General features: G+C 48.5%; 15 protein-coding genes. 2 read left to right on the top strand and 13 right to left on the bottom strand.

Going from position 1 to position 19,663, the window contains the following annotated elements; genetic code table 11:
• Positions 1–43 precede the first annotated feature (43 nt).
• On the top strand, positions 44–3,028 hold the full coding sequence (locus RDP42_RS09000) for a TonB-dependent receptor (protein ID WP_308763403.1): 2,985 nt from the start codon (positions 44–46) through the stop codon (positions 3,026–3,028).
• A gap of 17 nt (positions 3,029–3,045) precedes the next feature.
• Positions 3,046–4,668 (top strand): RagB/SusD family nutrient uptake outer membrane protein, encoded by a 1,623-nt coding sequence (locus tag RDP42_RS08995; protein WP_303912513.1) that lies wholly within the window; start codon positions 3,046–3,048, stop codon positions 4,666–4,668.
• Positions 4,669–4,776: 108 nt separating this feature from the next.
• Here the strand turns inward: RDP42_RS08995 and RDP42_RS08990 are convergent, their stop codons facing one another.
• From RDP42_RS08990 to RDP42_RS08930, 13 genes are all read right to left on the bottom strand, one after another.
• Complete coding sequence (locus tag RDP42_RS08990) at positions 4,777–6,411, bottom strand: ABC transporter ATP-binding protein (RefSeq protein ID WP_308763402.1); 1,635 nt, start codon at positions 6,409–6,411, stop codon at positions 4,777–4,779.
• Positions 6,408–6,857, bottom strand: coding sequence for a S24/S26 family peptidase (locus RDP42_RS08985; RefSeq protein WP_308763401.1), 450 nt, complete (start codon positions 6,855–6,857; stop codon positions 6,408–6,410). The genes RDP42_RS08990 and RDP42_RS08985 overlap by 4 nt, the downstream gene beginning before the upstream one ends.
• Before the next feature lie 68 nt (positions 6,858–6,925).
• Positions 6,926–8,122, bottom strand: coding sequence for an OmpA family protein (locus tag RDP42_RS08980; protein ID WP_308763400.1), 1,197 nt, complete (start codon positions 8,120–8,122; stop codon positions 6,926–6,928).
• 78 nt (positions 8,123–8,200) lie between these two features.
• Positions 8,201–10,120, bottom strand: a complete 1,920-nt coding sequence (locus RDP42_RS08975; RefSeq protein ID WP_308763399.1) for a fimbrillin family protein — start codon at positions 10,118–10,120, stop codon at positions 8,201–8,203.
• Between the two features lie 86 nt (positions 10,121–10,206).
• Entirely contained in the window at positions 10,207–12,429 is a 2,223-nt protein-coding gene (locus RDP42_RS08970; RefSeq protein WP_308763398.1) for a hypothetical protein, read from the bottom strand.
• Between the two features lie 32 nt (positions 12,430–12,461).
• Positions 12,462–12,653, bottom strand: a complete 192-nt coding sequence (locus RDP42_RS08965) for a hypothetical protein (protein ID WP_308763397.1) — start codon at positions 12,651–12,653, stop codon at positions 12,462–12,464.
• An 89-nt stretch (positions 12,654–12,742) separates the two neighbouring features.
• Entirely contained in the window at positions 12,743–15,100 is a 2,358-nt protein-coding gene (locus tag RDP42_RS08960) for a polysaccharide biosynthesis tyrosine autokinase (RefSeq protein ID WP_308763396.1), read from the bottom strand.
• 30 nt (positions 15,101–15,130) lie between these two features.
• Positions 15,131–15,925 carry a polysaccharide biosynthesis/export family protein gene (locus RDP42_RS08955; RefSeq protein ID WP_308763395.1) on the bottom strand — a complete coding sequence of 265 codons (795 nt, stop codon included), beginning with the start codon at positions 15,923–15,925 and terminating at the stop codon, positions 15,131–15,133.
• A gap of 34 nt (positions 15,926–15,959) precedes the next feature.
• Positions 15,960–16,871, bottom strand: coding sequence for a phosphoenolpyruvate carboxykinase (locus tag RDP42_RS08950; RefSeq protein ID WP_308763394.1), 912 nt, complete (start codon positions 16,869–16,871; stop codon positions 15,960–15,962).
• Entirely contained in the window at positions 16,868–17,956 is a 1,089-nt protein-coding gene (locus RDP42_RS08945) for a nucleotidyltransferase family protein (protein ID WP_308763393.1), read from the bottom strand. The genes RDP42_RS08950 and RDP42_RS08945 overlap by 4 nt, the downstream gene beginning before the upstream one ends.
• A 30-nt stretch (positions 17,957–17,986) precedes the next feature.
• The gene (locus RDP42_RS08940; protein WP_308763392.1) at positions 17,987–18,277 is read right to left on the bottom strand and encodes a PqqD family protein; all 291 of its coding nucleotides are present in this window, start codon (positions 18,275–18,277) and stop codon (positions 17,987–17,989) included.
• 14 nt (positions 18,278–18,291) lie between these two features.
• A complete protein-coding gene (locus RDP42_RS08935) occupies positions 18,292–18,918 on the bottom strand; it encodes a sugar transferase (RefSeq protein WP_374046968.1) in 627 nt (208 codons plus the stop codon).
• A 47-nt stretch (positions 18,919–18,965) separates the two neighbouring features.
• Positions 18,966–19,514 (bottom strand): glycosyltransferase, encoded by a 549-nt coding sequence (locus tag RDP42_RS08930; protein ID WP_308763391.1) that lies wholly within the window; start codon positions 19,512–19,514, stop codon positions 18,966–18,968.
• Positions 19,515–19,663: the final 149 nt, after the last annotated feature.

Genomic DNA, 19,663 nt, shown 5'->3' with positions numbered 1-19,663 from the left:
CCTTTTTATAATTCTATTTTATAACCTTTTAAAACCTATATTTATGAAACATGCATGTAAAAGAAAGCCATGTCATTCATGGCTTCAGACTGTCATTGCCACAGTTCTTTTTCTATGTTGGGCAACCGTAGGATGGGGACAAGACCTGTCCGTTAAAGGAAATGTGACCGACACCAAAGGAGAACCCATCATTGGAGCCAGCGTAGTGATAAAGGGGAACACCACACAAGGTACCATTACCGACTTCGACGGACAGTTCACTCTCAATGCACCGGCCAACTCCACACTCGTCATTTCCTACATCGGGTATGTAACCCAAGAAGTACCGGCCAAATCGGTGGTAAAAGTAATATTGAAAGAAGACAATGAAATGCTGGATGAGGTAGTAGTCATCGGTTACGGAACCCAGCGCAAAGGAGATGTAACCAGTGCCATTTCCAGCGTCAAATCAGATAACTTCGTCAAAGGAGCCGTAAAGGATGTCGGCCAGCTGATTCAAGGAAAAGTAGCCGGACTGGCCATCACCAACCCGAGTGGTGACCCTGCCGGAGAAACTCAGATCCGCCTCCGTGGAACCAACACCATCGGTGGAGCCAACACAGCCCCTTTGGTATTGATTGACGGTATCCCCGGAACCTTGAGCACAGTGGCTCCTGAAGACGTGGAAAGCGTAGACGTACTGAAAGACGGTTCCGCTGCCGCCATCTACGGTACCCGTGGTACAAACGGTGTCATCCTCATCACTACCAAGCAGTCAAAAGGAGGCGATATCTGCTCTGTAGAATACAGTGGCTACGTCAGCACTGCCATGATGGCCAAACGGCTGGAAATGCTCAACGGACGCGAATTTGCCGCTCTCTATCCGGATTATGACTACGGATACAACACCGACTGGGTGGATGAAATCAGCCGTACCCCTATTTCTCATGTACACAACCTCTCATTGATGGGTGGTAATTCCAAGACCAGCTACATTGCCAACCTCAACTACGCAGACCGTCAGGGAACCATGAAAAAATCAGACTTCGACAACTTCCAGGGAAGAATAGAAGTGACACACCGTATGTTCGACGACAAAGTGAAACTGAAATTCGGCGTTTTCGGAAAGAAAAGCCAGATGGAATCTACCCAGAACGGAGGAAGTTTCCGCGGCGGTGTCTACTCACAGGCTACCCGACGAAACCCGACCGAACCCGTACGCAACCCGGACGGTACCTGGTATGAAAACGTCAACAAATTTGAATATGAAAACCCGTTGGCTCTGCTCTATGAATCAGACGGAAACGTAAAGAAAACAGAATTGCGCTACAACGGAAACATCACCTACAATCCCATCAAAGACCTGACCCTGCAGGCCATGTTCTCTTACACACGTGAAAACATGAACCGCGGATACAGTGAAACACAGAACCACATCTCCGCCCTTCGTGACCATAAGAACGGCTGGTCGTCTGTCGGTGCGTATACCGAAATGGAAAAGCTGATGGAACTGACCGCACAATACAACAAGACCATCAACGACCATAAATTCTCTATCTTGGGAGGTTACAGCTACGACGAAACAGACTATGAAGAAATGTGGTTCGACAACTACGGTTTCCAGGATGACTATTTCGGTGGTTGGCACAACATCGGCATCGGTTCTGCCTTGAAAGAAGGAAAAGCTTCTGCAGGCTCCAGCAAGACTTCGACCAACCTGATCGGTTTCTTCGGTCGTGCCACCTATTCCTGGAAAGAACGCTATCTGTTCATGGCTGCTCTACGTTATGAAGGTGCCAGCCAGCTCTGGGGTACGGACAACGCTTGGGGATTGTTCCCGTCCGTCTCATTCGGTTGGAGAATCACGGAAGAACCGTTCATGAAAAACCAGCACATCTTCAATGACTTGAAACTGAGAGTAGGTTACGGTGTCACTGGTTCACAACCTAAAAACGGATTCTTGGGAGTAGCCATGCTGAAATACGGTTCTTACGCCTATGTAAACAGCAGCTGGATTCAAACCATTGTACCGGCTTCCAACCCGAATCCCGATTTACGCTGGGAAGAGAAAAAAGAAACCAACATCGGTATCGACTGGTCTTCTTGGGAAGGACGTCTCTCTGGTAGCATCGACTACTACAACCGACTGGTAGACGGATTGATTTATGACTATGCCGTACCGACTCCTCCCAACTTGTACAACACCACTACAGCCAATGGCGGTAAGATGAGAAACAAGGGTGTGGAAATCCTGGTCAATGTAATTCCGGTACAGACCAAAGACTTTGAATGGAGCACCACCGGTACTTTCTCATTCAACTCCAACAAACTGGAAAGTCTGTCAGGAAGTATCTTTAAATCAGAATATGACTACTTCAACACAGGAACAGTGGAATACTCCGGACAGGTGGCAGACTCACACCGCGTACAGGTGGGCGAAAGCATCGGTAACTTCTACGGTTTCAAGGTAGTAGACGTAGACGAAGAAGGACGCTGGATCTACGAAGACCGCAATGGCGACCTGATAAACTACAAAGACTTCACACATGCACCGGAAGACAAGCACATCATCGGTAACGGACTTCCAAAATACTATGCAGGATGGAACAACAACTTCCGCTACAAGAATTTTGATTTGTCTATCACCATGCGTGGCGCCTTCGGCTTCCAGATTATCAACGGTGCCCGTATGAACTACGAGAACGTGAAGAACGCCCGTATGGAAAACCGACTGAAATCAGTCAACGACCTGGTATTCGGCAAGCATACCCTGAGCCCGGAAGTGGAACCGGAATTCAACAGCTACTATGTGGAAGACGGTGACTACTGGAAGATTGACAACATCACGCTGGGTTACAACTTCGGCCAGCTCGGCAAATACATCAAGTCATTGCGTATCTACGGTTCCGTACTGAATGCCCTGACCATCACCGGATACAAAGGCATCGACCCGGAAGTTTCTACCGACGGACTGACTCCTGGATACGACACCCGCGACCGCTATCCAAGCATACGCTCATTTACATTAGGTGTCAACGTAAAATTCTAATTTAAAAGTAAAGAACCATGAAAAATATAATCAGATTATTTTCCACATGCCTGCTCACTTCAGCCTTGATTGGCAGTACGGCATGTACCAGCTTATTGGACGACAGCTATGGACAGGTAGTGTCCAGCAAATACTCTCCGAAGACAGAAGAAGAAGTCAGCTACCTGGTAAACGCAGCTTATATCCCTTGGAGAGAGACCTTGTTGCAATGGAACGGTGTAGTCCGTTCACAGGAACTGTGTGCCGACCAGGATGTGATTCCGGCACGCGACGGTACAGGATGGGTAGACGGATACATCTACAAGCGTTGGCACCAGCATACCTGGACCACGGAAGACGACGGTGTGTTGCAAGGATGGGAACGTACCTACAACGGAGTGAACACCTGCAACCGTATCCTTTCGCAGATAGAAGAAGGTACCATTAACGTGGAAGACGACACCAAAGCTGCATTGATAGCCGAACTGAAGGTGTTGCGTGCCTCCTACTATTACATCCTGATCGACCTCTATGGAAATGTGCCTCTGGTAACCGACTTCAAGGATGAATCGCTCCCCAAGCAGGCTACCCGCAAAGAAGTGTTCGATTTTATCGTGAAAGAAATCAAGGACAACATCGACCTGCTTTCTGAAACTCCGAGAGGATACTACTACGGACGTTTCAACAAGTGGGCTGCCCACACCCTGCTGGCCAAGATGTATCTGAATGCGGAAATCTGGGCCGGAGAAGCTCACTGGCAAGACTGCATCGACGAATGTCAGGCTGTGATTGACTTTGCAAACGCTACGAACGAATACGGACTGGAAGAAAAGCAGAAAAACGTGTTCATCACTCAGAACGAGAATTCCAAGGAAATCATCTTCGCTCTTCCCTTCGATGAAATCTACGTGACGGGATGGAATGATTTCGACTTCCACATGTATACGTTAGCTGCCGAAAACCAGGATACTTATCAGTTCACCGAAAGACCGTGGGGAGGTGTATGTGCCATTCCTCAGTTCATCGATTCTTTCGACCCGGACGACCTGCGCCTGAAAGAGAATTATATCCAAGGGCCTCAGCTCACAGCATCCGGCGAACCGCTGCAACGCAGTGACGGCAAAGGACAACTCATCTATATCAATGAAGTACCTTCCATTGAAAGTTCTGACTCCGGACACGGCTACCGCTGGGGTAAATTTGAATATGCCAAAGGTATTACCAACCGTCTAAGCAACGACTGGCCGTTGCTCCGCTATGCTGATGTACTGATGATGAAAGCAGAAGCTCTGATGCGTTCCGGACAGCCTGGAGCCGGCGCACTGGTCACCGAAGTACGTAAACGTGCTTTTGAAGACCCGAATAAAGCAATCGTAACCGATGCGGAACTGGAAGGCGGAAGCTGCTATGACTACGGACGTCGGGATACCAACATGGAAACTCACGAAGGCGGAGCGGACATCAAGTATGGCCGTTTCCTGGACGAATTAGGATGGGAATTCTGTCAGGAAGGCAGACGCCGCCAGGATATGGTCCGTTTCGGAGTCTTCACCACGAAGTCTTGGTTCTCACACGACAAGAGCAACCCGAACAGAAACCTTTTCCCGATTCCGAACAAGGCTATGCTGACCAACAGCAATTTGGTTCAGAATCCGCAATAAACGATATCCGATTCGGGAAAAAGATAGCCGTTAGGCTATAGCATAAAAAAAGGAGCTGCATCCCCCCAAGGCGACGCAGCTCCTTTGCTGTCAAATCATAGTCAAATTTTATTGCTTCTTCATCCAGACCACCGACGTACACAGCCGTGCGATGGCTTCGCGGTGACTGATCAGAATCAATGTCTTTCCCTCCAGCTGGCCCGACAAACGCTGCAACAATAGCTGTTCCGTCTCGCTGTCGAGCGAAGAAGTCGGCTCATCCAGCAGCAGGATGCTTCCCGGACGAAGCAGTCCCCGGGCGATGGCAATCCGTTGGGCCTGACCTTCACTCAGTCCCGCGCCACGCTCCCCGCACAGCGTTTCCAATCCATCGGGCAAAGCGAACACAAAATCGGCTACCGCCAAATGAAGCGCCTGCCTCATCTCTTCCTCCGTCGCTTCCGGATTTCCCATTTGCAGGTTCTCACGGATGGTACCGCTCACCAGCGTATTGCCCTGCGGCACATACGACAGGTTGCAACGCGTCTGCGGCGAAGCTTCCACCTCTCGGCTGCCGTGATAGAAAACCACCCTGCCCTTATCCGGTTCCAACAAAGCCAACACCAAACGGAGCAACGTACTCTTCCCCACTCCGGTCTCGCCCACAATGGCCGTCAGGCTTCCCGGTGGGAAATCGTGCGAAAAGTTCTTCAGTACCTGCCGGCTGCTCCCAGGATAGGCATAACACACTTTCTCCATGCGGACTCCCACTTCTCCTTCCAGGCGTACAGGCATCCCCTGCCGTTCCTGTGGCAGTTCTTCCAGTTCCACCAACCGTTCCGTCGAAGTGAATATCCGGATGAAGGCCGGAATCTGCCGGCTCAGGTCCACCATCGGACGCTGAATCTGCGCCACGAGCTGCAAGAACGCCGCCATCATACCGAAAGTCACCGTACCTTGTTGCAAACCGAACACGCCCCACAGGAAGGCCACCGCATAACCTGTCATAAATCCAATCTGCACCATGGAGCGGGAAAACACCGAAAAATCCGTGCGCTGCTTTACCTTTCCCCACAGTTCCGTCTGCACCGTACTCAGCTTACGGACCGCCTGGGCCGTATATTCCAGCGTACGAATCAGTACCCGATGCTGTAGGTTCTCCTGCAAATGACTCTGTATCCGGCTGTCCGTGTTGCGAATCTCGCGCGACAACCGGCGCATCTTCCGCACATAGCTCTTGCTGAACAGCAGAGCCACCGGCATGATGCACACTAATACACCCGTCAGCCGGACGTCCAGTTGGGAAAGGAAGAACAAGGCCCCGCACAACTGGAAAAGCGTAATAAAGACCGAAGGCACTGTACTGCACAACGCCCCCGTCACGGTCTGTACATCCTCTTCCAGCCGGTTCAGCATGTCGCCGGTATGCAACTTCTCCCGTCCTGACCAGCAGCTTCCCATCAGGCGCACAAAAAGCCGCCGGTGCAACTCGTTCTGTAACGCTGTTTCCGTACGGCTGACCAGGCAGCTTCTGAACGCCGAAAAAGCCAGCTGGGCCAACAGACACCCTATCATCCACGCAATGTACGTGCCCAGTGCATCGTCTGATACCCCCGTGGCAATGTCAATCAGGTGCTTACAGACATACACAAAAAACAAAGAGATGCTGACGTACAGCACCCCCATCCCTGCATACACCACCATCGGTATCCGGAAACCGCAAGAAGCTTTCCACAACCATTTGATACAATCACCTATCCTCATATCCACCACCTTCTGCCTATAAACAACAAGACCCGGCGTACCGGAAGCAGTTTCCGCCACACCCACGCCTTGAAAAGCTCCTTTCGGGAGGTGCAGTCTACATATCGTCCGTCGCGTATGATCTTGACGGCCACGCCCACCACCTCGTTCCGGCAGCAACGCTCCGTGGCATACAGATTTCCGTCGCCCATCAGCACTATCGCTTCCTTTTCCAGCCGATAGACCCGGTGCAGCACATAGCTTCTGTTCTGCAACCGTGCCAGTACGATACTTCCTACGGCAATATCCTTGCTATCTTGCAATATCACACTGTCACGCTCATTCCGGATGAACGGAAACATACTGCTTCCCTTCGCCCGTATCGTCACGGAATGCCCGTCCTGCAACATCCTGTCTATCTCGTCAAAGAACTGCGCATTCTTCAGCCACAACTGTTCCGTCTGCATTATCCCCTCTACACAAAAAATCCCCTTTCCAACCCCTGTTAGGCCGGAAAGGGGAAACTTTCAAGAAATTAATTAGCACGTGTGATCACGGCACGACTCAAGCGAGGATCGTCATAGAACATGTTGTCTACACCACCCTTGTAATCTACCTTGAGCTGTGACTCAGAAACACCAAATTCATTTACCAAGCAGTCATACACAGCTTCTGCACGTTTCTTACTCAGCACTTCGTTTCTCTTCTTGCTGCCCGTAGCCGCATCTGAATAACCCGTAATAGTGTACACAGCTTTGGAATCACCCGCTTTGATAGCCTCAGCCAGTAACTGCAAGTTGGCGCGTGCCTCTTTCGACAGACTGGTCTTGCCAATCTTGAACACTATCAGGTTGGAAGCAATTACCTTGTTGATGACTTCCTGTTTCTGCTGGCCTTCAGCATTTGCCAAAGCCTCTTTCAGACGAGCATTTTCCTCGTTGGCACGGTTCAGGCGATCACGCAAGGCATTGGCCTCCGTCTGGTCGTAACGGGTAACTGTCTTGCTGCGGTCCCATCCGCGACGTTTGAACTTATAGGTCAGGCCGACGGTTACGCCCAGCACCCCATCAAATTTCGATCCACCGATTTCGCCGTCGATGGCATCATCCACCATGGAGGCCCGCAAGTCGATGTTGGCATCCAAGGCATCACACAGACGGAAAGTATTCAACCAACCAGCACTCATGGTCACATCTCCAGCTGTAGGAGCTTCCCACGTACGCATATAACCTACACCACCATAGAAACTGCTGTTCCAAATACGGTTTTCACGATAGCCGCAGAACAGGTTGGAAAGGTTGAACAACACATCGGCACGTACGTTGTAATACTTGAACTTGGAGTAATACATACCGCTGCCCCAGTCGGGGACCTGTTCGCCGGTTGAGTGAGCTGCTCCCCAACGGGTAGCACCTCTCATTGAAAGGCCGTTGTACATCAAACGCACGCCGATGCCCGGAGTGAACCATTTACCTACCGCGATGTCCAGCGAAGGCGAAATACGTTTGCCGAACCCAATCTGCTTGTCATGGTCACCGAACATCACCTGCGGTCCCACGCCTACCGTGAGGAACCAGTTGTCCCAGAAGTGGTTGGTTTCCACTTTATATTTGTCGTCGGTGTATTCCACTTTTTCCGTGATATCACCGTTTTGTGTTGTCTGCTCCGACTGAGCCAGAGCAGGACTTGCAGCCGCCAACGCGAGGGCTGCAAAAAGTGTTTTCTTCATCATAACTTTATGTATTAGTTAATGTATTTTTTAGTTTATTCCGCATCCGTCACGGAACTTCCGCTGTTGATGCTGGCCCGATTAATTTCCACTGGTATTCGTGTATTCAAAACTTACTACCACAGGGAAGTGGTCGGCATAACCGTTCACTTTCGTGTAGCTTACGTTTTGATTGGTCAGGATATTACCGGCTTCATCCTCCACATTTACACCAGAATAGGATACCTCTTCAGTGCTTTTTGCGAAATGTTCCACATCGTTCATGCAACTGATGGCTTTCAGCTGTATGGCGGCACCCGGCACATTGATGTACCACATTTTGTCCACCACCTCCCCACGCTGGTCGTCGGCACATAGGATATCAGTATTACCTCCTCCAAATTTTGAACGTATCATCAATGAAGTAGTATTCCAAGTAGGATACACACCGCCACGTTGGATTTCTATCCAAGGATCGGCAATCTGCAAGCCCTCACTTGTAACCGGTGTTATCAGGTTGTCCACAATCTGATGACGGGTATAACGCATGTTGGTATCTCCCATAATGATGGCTGGGCGATTGTTTTCTTTCGCCTTTGCTACCACATAGTCGCGCAACTGACGCAGCTGAGAAAGCTGGGCATGAACCCAAGGGTCATCTTCGGTATTACCACCATCACCGAACGTGTTCATGTGAGTGATGTAAACATCTACTGTCACACCTTCTGCCACCGTCACCACATAATGGCGAAAACCTTTATCTATCAATTCATTGGCACCTCCAGTAAGTCCGCCGTATGCCTCATCAAACGCCACTATGGTTTCGTCGGTAGCTGTGATTCCGTCCTTCTTCCAGAAGAAGCCAAGTCCGTCCGTATCATTCTTTCCAAAAGCATTAGACACAGAACCTCGGTAAGTACCCATGTTGTAATTGGTCATGCCATTGGCCAACTCATCATGATAAGCGAAATCCTCGCTAACCGCAATGAAATCATAACCAAGACCGTTCATAATGTGACCGATAGCTTCTGTACCATCAGAACCAGGTCCACCACTGTTAATGATGCTTGGAAGTCCGTCCACATTCAGTGCGGCACAGGTAAATTTACCTTGTACGGCATTCCCATCCTTGTCATACACCATAATGGTCTCATACTTCTCAAGAACCACCGGGAAAGTGTAAATTTGTTCAGCTGAGAAATTTGTCAGACTATTGGCGGTAAACTCTGCTTTGTAATTTTCCGTAGATACGGTGATAGTGAAGAGGTCACCCGTCCGAATAACTGGGAAAAGACTCATATAGCAAGTAAATACCTGCTCCAGACTTGGTGAATTTGTATCCCAAGTGAGCGTAATGGAATTCTTTCCATCATCCGTCTGCTTCCAACTGCCGGTTTCTGCATTGAACGTAAAGTTTCCGGCAATAGGCACACCGGACTCTCCACGGCTGACACTCATCGTGAGGCTTTTCAGCTTTTCATCCTTCAGCGGAGTGTCTGCGGCATCAATGGTAATACGTGCCATTGAGAAGAGATGCTTGAACTCAAACTCATAACCTCCCTCAGCTGTCTGTGTAGTGGCGCTACCTATTTTATAGTCGCCATGCAAGGCACCATCACCCATATTCTGTTCAGAAGGAAGTTCACCCACCAATGAATGAATGTCATTGGATGCATTAGCCTCATTGTAGGGATAATAGGCATAGACAGGTTCGTCAAAAGCTGTCGTGCCGAAAGCCGCAAAAGATGCCGTAGCTGCGGTACCTTGACCCACCTTGGCATAACATTTCTGCGAAGTACCGGAAGCATCGAACACACCGATTTTGTCACCGTCGGTCCATACAATGCCCACCGCATTCGTTCCGTCTACCGCATTGCCCATGGCAGTACGTGTAGCAGGCTGTGCGATACGGGCTATGATCTGCCCCTCGCTGCTTTCACTATAACTCAATTCATCCTTTGAACAAGAGAACAATATTTGTGCTGCCAACAAGACGGCAGCCATACCTAAATATTTATGCATAGAAATAAATTTATTCCCTTACTTTAGAATTATTTTTCACGGCAGGACAGGTATGCAAACCTGTCCCCCGTGAAAAAGAGTAATGATTATCTACTTCTGGTCCAGCCAATAGCATCAGTCTGGTTGTCCGTCATACCTGAGCTGTAGCCCGGAGCGGCTGATTGTACTGTTTTACTGCCCGTACTGCCATCAATAAAGGCTCCGTCAACAGGTGAACGTCGTGGATCGTATGCCTTACGATACATACTGTTCATCTCAAGGATTCTTTGTACCAAACTGATGTTCTTACTAGTATAGCTAAAACCAACAAAGTTCATCAGAACTATTCCGATAGGATAATAAGATTCGTTTGTATACATAGCTTCAACCTTCGTAGCCATCCAGGTGTTAAGTCCATTAGCATCAGTAGATACTGCGTAGTAATCATCACCTCCAATATCAAATATAGATTTAGGAATTGCATAACCACCTAATCCCATATAAATCCAACAATTATGTACATAGTTATCTCTCTTAGCATAATTATTCTGAGACCATGTAAGGATATTCTGAAGTTTCGTTTTACGTTCATCTATTGTCGGGACATAACTTTGACGATCTGAATCATACTCGCCTTTGTCATCAAAATCTTTCGTTGCTTGGGCATGAGTACCATACATTGTAATACCTGAATTTGTAATATTATACCAAAGTAATGGCTTTTCAAAATATGGTTTCGCAAATTCATCTGTAGACAATAGAAGACTCATATTGAAGAACAAACATTTACTATTTGCCACTTCGCCAGGAGTGTATGTATTCACAATCACAATAACCTTACCCAGTACATCGCCTACCACGGTATTCTCATTCACAGAACTTGCCTCGACAATTTTGCCCGGATATTTATCACAGGCATCACTAATCGCTTTTCTCCAGTCACCAGTTATCACACTACCTTGAGCAAAGGTGCACATCACAACCATATATTCATCGCTCTTGACATTAGCAACCACTTCTCCTAAAGCCACCTCGAAGGTTTTTCCGTTTTCTTGTAGATATCTACCATTATCTGTGTCATAATTATCCGCTGTACCGGCTACACCTAAGCTTGTAGGAGTATAAGTGTTTCCATTACGTTCAGCAATCCATCTCGTATCAAAATGGAATGCACGAACACCGAGATTATACTGTCCATCTATAGTGCGGATATCACTCTGATAATCTTGATCCAAAGAATACCAAGAACCTGGAATAGAGATTTCTGACAGGTACACGTTACGTTGAATATTTCTCATCCAGTTAGCAGGCTCCCATTCGCCTGAAGGTGTCAATGGAGGAAGATCCGGCAAGCGGTGTATCATACCAGGTTCAAGCGTCATACCTTCTGAAGTAGCACTTGCATCTGCTACAATATGCTTCGTAAATACAGTACCATCACTGATAGCCACCTCAATATACCAATCGCTATCTATAGTTATCTCCTTACCGGTCAGAAGAAAAGCATTCAGCTCAACACTTTCCCCGGCACTTAATGTCAGATAAGAACCATTTTTATCAGCGACATTCATGGTTACATAATTGAGGCCACTTTTTGGCTCAGGTATACCGCTACCATTTGTAACATCAGTGAATTCATAAGTACCATTGATATCAGTACTCGTCGGAGCGTAGATTCTGACATAATTTATGGTTACAGGACCGTTATCGTTATTCAATGGGCCTTGCAATTTGAAACGGATTGCTGTAGAAAGTGGCTTGTACTTCAAATTTACAATATTACCACTTGGTACATCCGGAGTATAGGCATACATAAAGCAAGCTCGCATATCCGGATATGCTATTATTTTACCATCTGATGTTCTTTCAAAGGTGTTATCCTGCTGAGCCGGCATGGTCAATGTCACAGTTTTACAGTTACTGCTAACATTCGTATATAAGGATGATGCAGGATAGATTGAATAGAAAGAACCTGTTTCATTGTCGCCCCAACGCACACCAATATCACCGGTCTTATCCAAACTATTTGCATAGTTCTGCTTCCCTGAATTTTCTTCACCTACATTCACTTTATAGGTAGCTGAGCCTACTCCGCCATTGCTTGCACAATCGGGTGAGAACACAACCACTTCATCCCCATTCACCCAATTAATAGGGAAAGCATCATTCGCTTCGTCACCGTAAATGGTACGACTTGCACTTTGTTCGAGCGTAGCCCCAAACTGCACATCCTGCCCCGGTGTAGGTTGTACACCTCCTTGTTCTTCGTCCTGGCAACTACAAGCCAAGAGCGCAAGGGCAGATATCATGAAATACTTCTTTGTTTTCATAAGCATATTCATTTTTCTAATTGTTATCTACCTCATTGCTGATCCCAAGTTTGATCAGCAAAATCAAAATCAAAATCTGTGTTTACTTTGTGGCTTTCAATTTGTCCAGTCTTCTCATCATTCGGATTTTGAACATCGGCCGATGCACAGAAATTGCCTTCCAACTCCACTTCCACAAAGGTGGTCTGCGGAGTTTCATACTCTTTTTGCTTTTGATTCTTCATAAGATTCTAATTTTTAGGTTTAACTAATAATTTTTTCATTCTCTCATCATTGGTTTCACTCTCATTTAGTTTTTCCATACGCATTTATTTTAAAACAAACTTCTTTTTTTCTTTTTCTCATGGCCATACCCATATCCGTATCCATAACCATAGCCATATCCATAACCATACCCGTGACGTTCCGGATTGGCCCCGTTCAGTACCAGCGCCATATTCTTCAGCTTCTTTTCCTGATACAGCTGTTCGATGTCGGGCAACTGACGACGATCAAGCTTGCCGGCACGCACCACGAAAATGGTCAGGTCGGTCACACGGTTGGCAATCGTGGCATCGGCAATCAGTCCCACCGGCACATTGTCCACAATAACATAATCATAGCGGCTACGCAATTCATTCATCAACTCGTCCAGCCGTGCATCCATCAGCAATTCGGCCGGATTGGGCGCTATCGGTCCGGAACCGATAAAGTCGAAATGCTCTTTCTGCTGGATGATTTCATCCACCTGAATGGTATTGTCCGACAAGTAGTTGGTTATTCCCTTGTGATGATGATGTCCCATCCCTCGGCTCAAGGTACCTTTACGGATATCCAAGTCGACCATAATTACCCGTTTCTTCATGTAAGCCAGACTTGCGGCCAAGTTGCGCGCAATGAAGGTTTTTCCCGCACCAGTGTTAAACGAAGTAAAAGTGATGACCTGCATCGGCTGGCCTTTCTTGGCCATGAAAGCCATGTTGGTACGCAGAATACGGAAAGCCTCGGTCACGATATCATCTCCCTGCTCTTTCACGGTAAAGGCCTCCTTTCCATGCTCTTTCAACGCTTCCTTGTCGAGCGGGATTTCGCCTAAATAAGGCACGGAAGTGGCACCTTCCACGTCTTTCCGTCCGTGCACCCGCGTATCCATGAAAAGGACACCCAAGAAAAACACGCCCGGCAAAGCGACCCCAATCAACACCCCTAACAGCAGGATACGGTTCCGCTTGGGAGAAATCGGAGCGTTGCTACCTTCCGCCCCGTCAATCACACGGGCATTGTTGTCGGCCATGGCCTGCGAAAGCGCATTCTCTTCACGTTTGTTGAGTAGGAACAGATAAAGAGCCTCCTTGATTTTCTGCTGACGCTCGATGGACAGCATCTTTCTTTCCTTGGTCGGGATGGCCGTCACACGGCTCTGAGCCCGCATCTCGCGGTTCTGCGCATCGTTACGTTTCACGTCCAGACTCACAATCATGTTGTCTACCGCCCGGATGATGCTCTGCTTCATGGCACGCAAGGAGTTGTTCAGCTCCTTCACCACAGGGTTGTTCACGCTACTGTCGTCTATCAGACGGTCGCGCTTCAACTTGGCCGCATTATACAGGCCAATCTGGTTCTCGATGTTCATATCGCTGATACCCGTATTCGACGGAATCAGGTCGGTTTCCTTGCTGGGGTCGGTCAGATAACTCTTGATAAAGCCGGCCAGACGAATCTGTGTTTCCAGTTCCAACGCGTCCGAGCTGTATTTCTGCGACTCGTTCATGTACATGCCTGCTGAAGAAGAAATATCCACAATCTGGTTCTGCTGCTTGAACGATTCCAAGTCAGATTCCACGTTACCCAACTCGCGTTCGATGATAATCAGACGCTCACTGATGAAATTGGCGGTATTCACTGCCACCTGGTTCTTTTCCTTGATGGCTTCTTCGTTGTACACCGTAATCAGGGTGTTCAGCACATCTTCCGCACGGGCCGGCGAGTTGTCTTTCAGGGCCAGTGTCAGAATGGAAGATTCTTCCTCTTCCTGCTGGATGCCCAACCCGTTCTTATAATAGTTCACCATGGCCTCTACCGGAAGTTTCCGTACGCGTATCGGTGTGTCTATCCACGACTTCTGCATATAATTCGTAGCCGTTACTACCACGCTTATTCCCTTGCTGATGGCCACCGTATCGTTCAATTTCACGTCACGGGGAGTGGCGGCGATGCCCGAAAAATCGGACAGAGAAACCGTCTTCTCGTTTTTCAGGGTCATCGTAAACGAAAAACTCTGCTCCGGCAAGACATCCAGGAAACTGACCAGCACGGGCGACTGTGTGTAAAGCTCGTTCATGCGCAAGCCTTCCTCCACCTGGTAGCTCACGTCGGCGTGTATGCGCTGCACCACCTCACGCATCAGTTTCTTGGAGCGGAACTGCAAGATTTCATTGGCCACATTCACCTTGTTGATGATATTGTCAAAACGGTCCAGCCCGGAAGTGGAAGTCTTGTTCGACGGGTCCTTGATAATGACCGTAGCCGAACGGAAATACACCAGTGGTGAACGGGCATAATTATACCAGGCGATGCCTCCGCAAATCAAGACGGAAAGCAAGAACCATTTCCATTTGGAAGCCAGATAGACAAATAAATCCACCAGGTTAAGTCCCTGGTCGTTTTTATTAGAAGAGTTCGTTGTCTGCATATTGTTTGGAAAAAATAATTAGCGTTACTTTTACTTGATTGCCCACAGAATAGAGCATACTGCCGTCACCACAGACAACAGAGTAGTACCAATCTGCCAGCCTCGATCTTCGTGGTCTTTCTTCTTGTACTTGGGTTCTACATACACGATGTCATTCTGCTGAAGGTAGAAGCAAGGAGAGTCAAAGATATCCTTGCTGCGCAAGTCGTGCATGAACATCTGTCGCTCGCCATCTACCTCACGAATCACCGCCACCCGGTCTATTCTCGCCTTGGCCGACAGGTCGCCCGCCTTGGCAATCGCTTCCAACAGCGTCACCCGGTCACCATCCACCGTGTAAGTACCACTACTCCCCACAGCTCCTAACACAGTGTACTTGAAGTTCAGGAATTCGATAGACACCAGCGGATCTTTCATGTATTCTCCCTCTTCAATCTTGGTCTTGATCAAATCGCGCACTTCGCTCACTTTCATACCCTCGATGTGCAACTTGCCTAAAATCGGGAAATCGATGTTTCCATCCACATCCACCCGGTAGCCTTTCTCATTCACCTTGCTCGTGGCATCGGCTGTCACGCTTCCATCCGTTCCCACACGGAAGGTCCCGTCGTAGATGTTGAACGGGATGGCCAGCTCCGGATTCTTGCAACTGACCGTAATGCTCAAGCGGTCATCCTGATGAATCACGGCCTCGTATTTGTTTTCAATGGGATATTTCAGTCCCATTTCCATATCCTGCAAGTACACGAAATTCTTGCGTGAAGCGCAGGAAGTCAACAGTAACAGGACAAGCAAGCTTGCCCACACAAAAGATTTTTTTCTCATAATCCAGGTATATAATAATTAAGTGTTATTCGTTTCATTCACATGGATTACACGACGTCAAGGCACGGTGGCACATTACGGCCGCTTCTTCATCCGGTTTGCATTCCAACATACCAACCGGGACCTGTTCGGCCAACTGCACCAGCGTATCATACAGAGCGGAGCGCAACACCGCATCCTGACGGATGACAGAGCATCCCGGAAGAATGGTTGCAAAGGCTTCCACCTCTGTCTGCCCATAAAAACGGTTCACCGGAGCCTGCTTCAAACGCACCATTCCTCCCAAAGGAAAACAAAGCGGTTTGTAGCAGGGTGTCTTACCACTCCACGGCGTACCGTAAGCATAGGCTTTTCCCTGAATCAAGCGTATCGTAGGATTATCATCGTTCAAGAGTTCCGTGCCCGGCACATATCTCCTCCACAATGCCGCATGCGTGCTTTTGCCGGTTCCGCTTCTGCCCATGAAAAGGAAAGTCCGGTTCCCGCAAAAAACCGCCGACGCATGGATGGAAATACCTCCGTGGCAAAGTACCGCCTGCGAATAGGCAATACGAAGTAAGGAAGACAGTGCATGCCCTGCCAGCCTTTCGTCATCATACAAATATACCTGGACAGTAGAAAAAAAAACGTCGGCCTGCATGACATGCAATCTTCCTTTTTGTTCTGAGGAAAGAGTGACGCAATACCCCTCACTTCCTCTTTCATTATATTTATACAAACTCACATAGCCCATATCGCTGACCGTACTTTCCAACATAGTATCGGGAAGCGCGCCAAAAGGCCTCTCCGCTGCCGCATACACCGTACACGTCAGCAACCTCTCACCCGCCTCATCCATACAGCGGAAAGCACGGAAAGAAGGCAGCAGGGCATCCACGTTCCAGTCTCGGGGAAGACTGATTTGCAACGTGAAACCTGCTACCGAAAAATTATATTTTATCCTCATTTGAATTGTCCTTTTAATAAACTGGATACAATCCAGAAACTTTCTTTCGGAGCATAGTGGAAGGCAAATCCCATATTTCTTCGGAAAGCACAGGCCGTCTGCCACTTCCGTTTCCACAGCGGAACGGCCAGGCGCAGATTTTCCGCATCGAACTGTCCAAAATTACCTCCCCTCCAGATAATATCCAGCAAAGGAGAAGCTTCGGAAGCCCTGTCCGGATAAGGCAGACACTCCATCGGCAATCCGAGATGATCCACCAGGCAGGCATGCAACAGGCCGTGCCAGCGTCCCAGTCCCAGGCGGAAACAGATTTTTTTCATTTCCGCTGCATCGACTTCCTGATACAAGATGTAACAGGTACGAGCCAGGTCGCACAACTGCCGCAGACCGATACCCCATCCGAGGGCATGTTTCAAAATATGCAGACTTTGCAGCAGCAGATTCAGCACCGGGGAAGGTACCGTGATTTCTAATTCTTTCTCTTTCCCTATAGCCATGTGGCTGTAACCATACTGACTGACTAGTTGCCCGGCATAATACCGCAGAAAAGGGTTATGCAAATCCAGCAACCGGGTGTGATGTTCTATCTGTACGCCTTTCCAAGTATAGGCAACGCTCTGGTCGGGCATTTTCTCTTCCTGCAGCTTACAGCGGCGTACAAAATACGAAGCCCTCTCAAACTCCTGCTGGCTCTCAAAATAGAAATCAATGTCGCCACACTCCCTCCACAAAGGCTTTTCATAAAAGGAAGCCACGCCTTGTCCTTTCTGCAACACCGGACTAACTCCAATGGAAATGAACATCTGGACAAGCGATGCCAGCACCTGATTCATCCGACGGTTCTTCCGCTCGATGGCATCCGTTTCCGCCATCCAGCGCACAAGCAACGATTCCGAAGGCAAAAACTCCTCGGCCAGCAACAAGATTCCCTGAAACACGACACCGGTCACAGTCTGCTGCCGTGACAAGAGATAAACCTTTTTCCACTCTTCTTCCGTCAGCGGGAAACAGGAGGTATCCTCCACTTCGCGCTCCCACAAACCGGCCCTCAACAGCACAAGCAACGCCGCATGTATCTTCTCCACTTTCCGATTGTATTTCAGTGTTTTGTCCTTTTATTTTCCCATCACCACCAGACCGAACTTCTGCCATTCCGCCAACTGGTTTTCCACGTCGTGGAAAGCTCTTTCCCGTTCCACCTGGTAATCCTGACACAGACGGTCGGCCAGTTCATCCGGCGAAGAGATACCTTCCACCAACCGTTCCCATATCCATGCCGCCGTACCATTCAGGCTGTATACATTGCTCAGATTCACATTGTCCTCACACATATCCACCACCATGTAACGGCTTCCTATCTTCCGCAACTGCAACCCGTTGCGTATTGCAAACTTGTTCTGCTCCATCGTCTTACATTTCTTTAAAATTTCTTTCCACCTAAAATGGCCGTCGCCGTCAGCCAGATAATCTTGATATCCACCCACAACGAACGGGTACGCATATACTCTAAATCCATCCGCAGACGTTCCAGCATCTTTTCCATCGTATCGGTGTACCCATTGTAGAGCGTAGCCTTCGAGAACAACCCCGGGCGCAACTTGTACAACAGTTCATAATCCGGGTTGATGGCCTTAATCTTGTCCACAAAAAACTTCCGTTCCGGGCGAGGGCCTACAAAGCTCATCTCCCCTTTCAGCACATTCCACAGCTGAGGAAGCTCATCCAGATGGTGCTCGCGCAGGAAACGTCCGACTTTCGTCAGCCGCGCATCGTCTTTCTGACACAAGGCCGGCTTGCCGTCCGCCTCCGAATCCACCGTCATGGAGCGGAACTTATACAAAGTGAACGGTTTACCTTTATATCCAATCCGTTCCTGAGAAAAAATCACAGGACCGCCGTCTTCCCGTTTGATAAGCCAGGATATCAGCAAAAATACCGGTGAAAAAACGAGCAATGCCACCAGACTTCCTGCTACATCCACCGCACGCTTCACCCTGCAGGAAGTCACCGACATTCCTTCTCCAAAACAATAAGTACCACTTGCCATATATGCCATTACGGCTTTCGACATGATATCTTCTTCATTTACCTTTTTCATAACTCCAAGTATATCGTTAAACATTTCTCTATCATACGTTCCTTCGTGAACATTTCCTGATAACGCGTTTTCGCCCCTTCGGAAAACCTCTGATAAGTTTCCGCATTTCCCGTTATCTGCTCAATGGCCTTGGCCAGCTCCTGGGCCTTTCCCGGTTCCACATTGAGCCCGGACATCCCCTCTTTGTTCACCCAGGCAACCCCCGATTGAGGGATTCGCGTCGCCACTACCGGCTTACCACAAGACATCGCCTCTATCTGCACGATACCGAAGGCTTCCGTCTTCTGCACGCTGCTCATACAGAACACGTCGCAAGCCCCATAATAAGCCGGTAAGTCCTCGTCGCTGACACGCCCCAACAATTTGACTTTCCCTTGCAGGTTCAAATCCCCTATTTCCTGTTCCAGGTCCTCTTTCAAGGCTCCCGTGCCGCCAATCAGCACCACATAATCCTCGCTCAGATACCGGGCTGCCGCCACCAGGAAACAAAATCCCTTATATGCCACCAGACGCCCTAAAGAGGGATATTCAGTAAATGTCCCCAAAATAAGATGGTATATGAAATGATTATGGTCTATCATCTTCATATGCCATTTTTTATTGTCAATTTTCCATGTATTCTTACATAATTCTATCCATCAGGACATGACACTTCTGAAGAAGCCAGATGACCTCTTCCGATTCCGTCAGTAAA

This window comes from uncultured Bacteroides sp., assembly GCF_902472605.1.
In the GTDB taxonomy this organism is placed as follows: Bacteria; Bacteroidota; Bacteroidia; order Bacteroidales; family Bacteroidaceae; genus Phocaeicola.
Note: the sequence above shows the minus strand (reverse complement) of the source record. Positions and strands in the feature narration are given on the sequence as shown.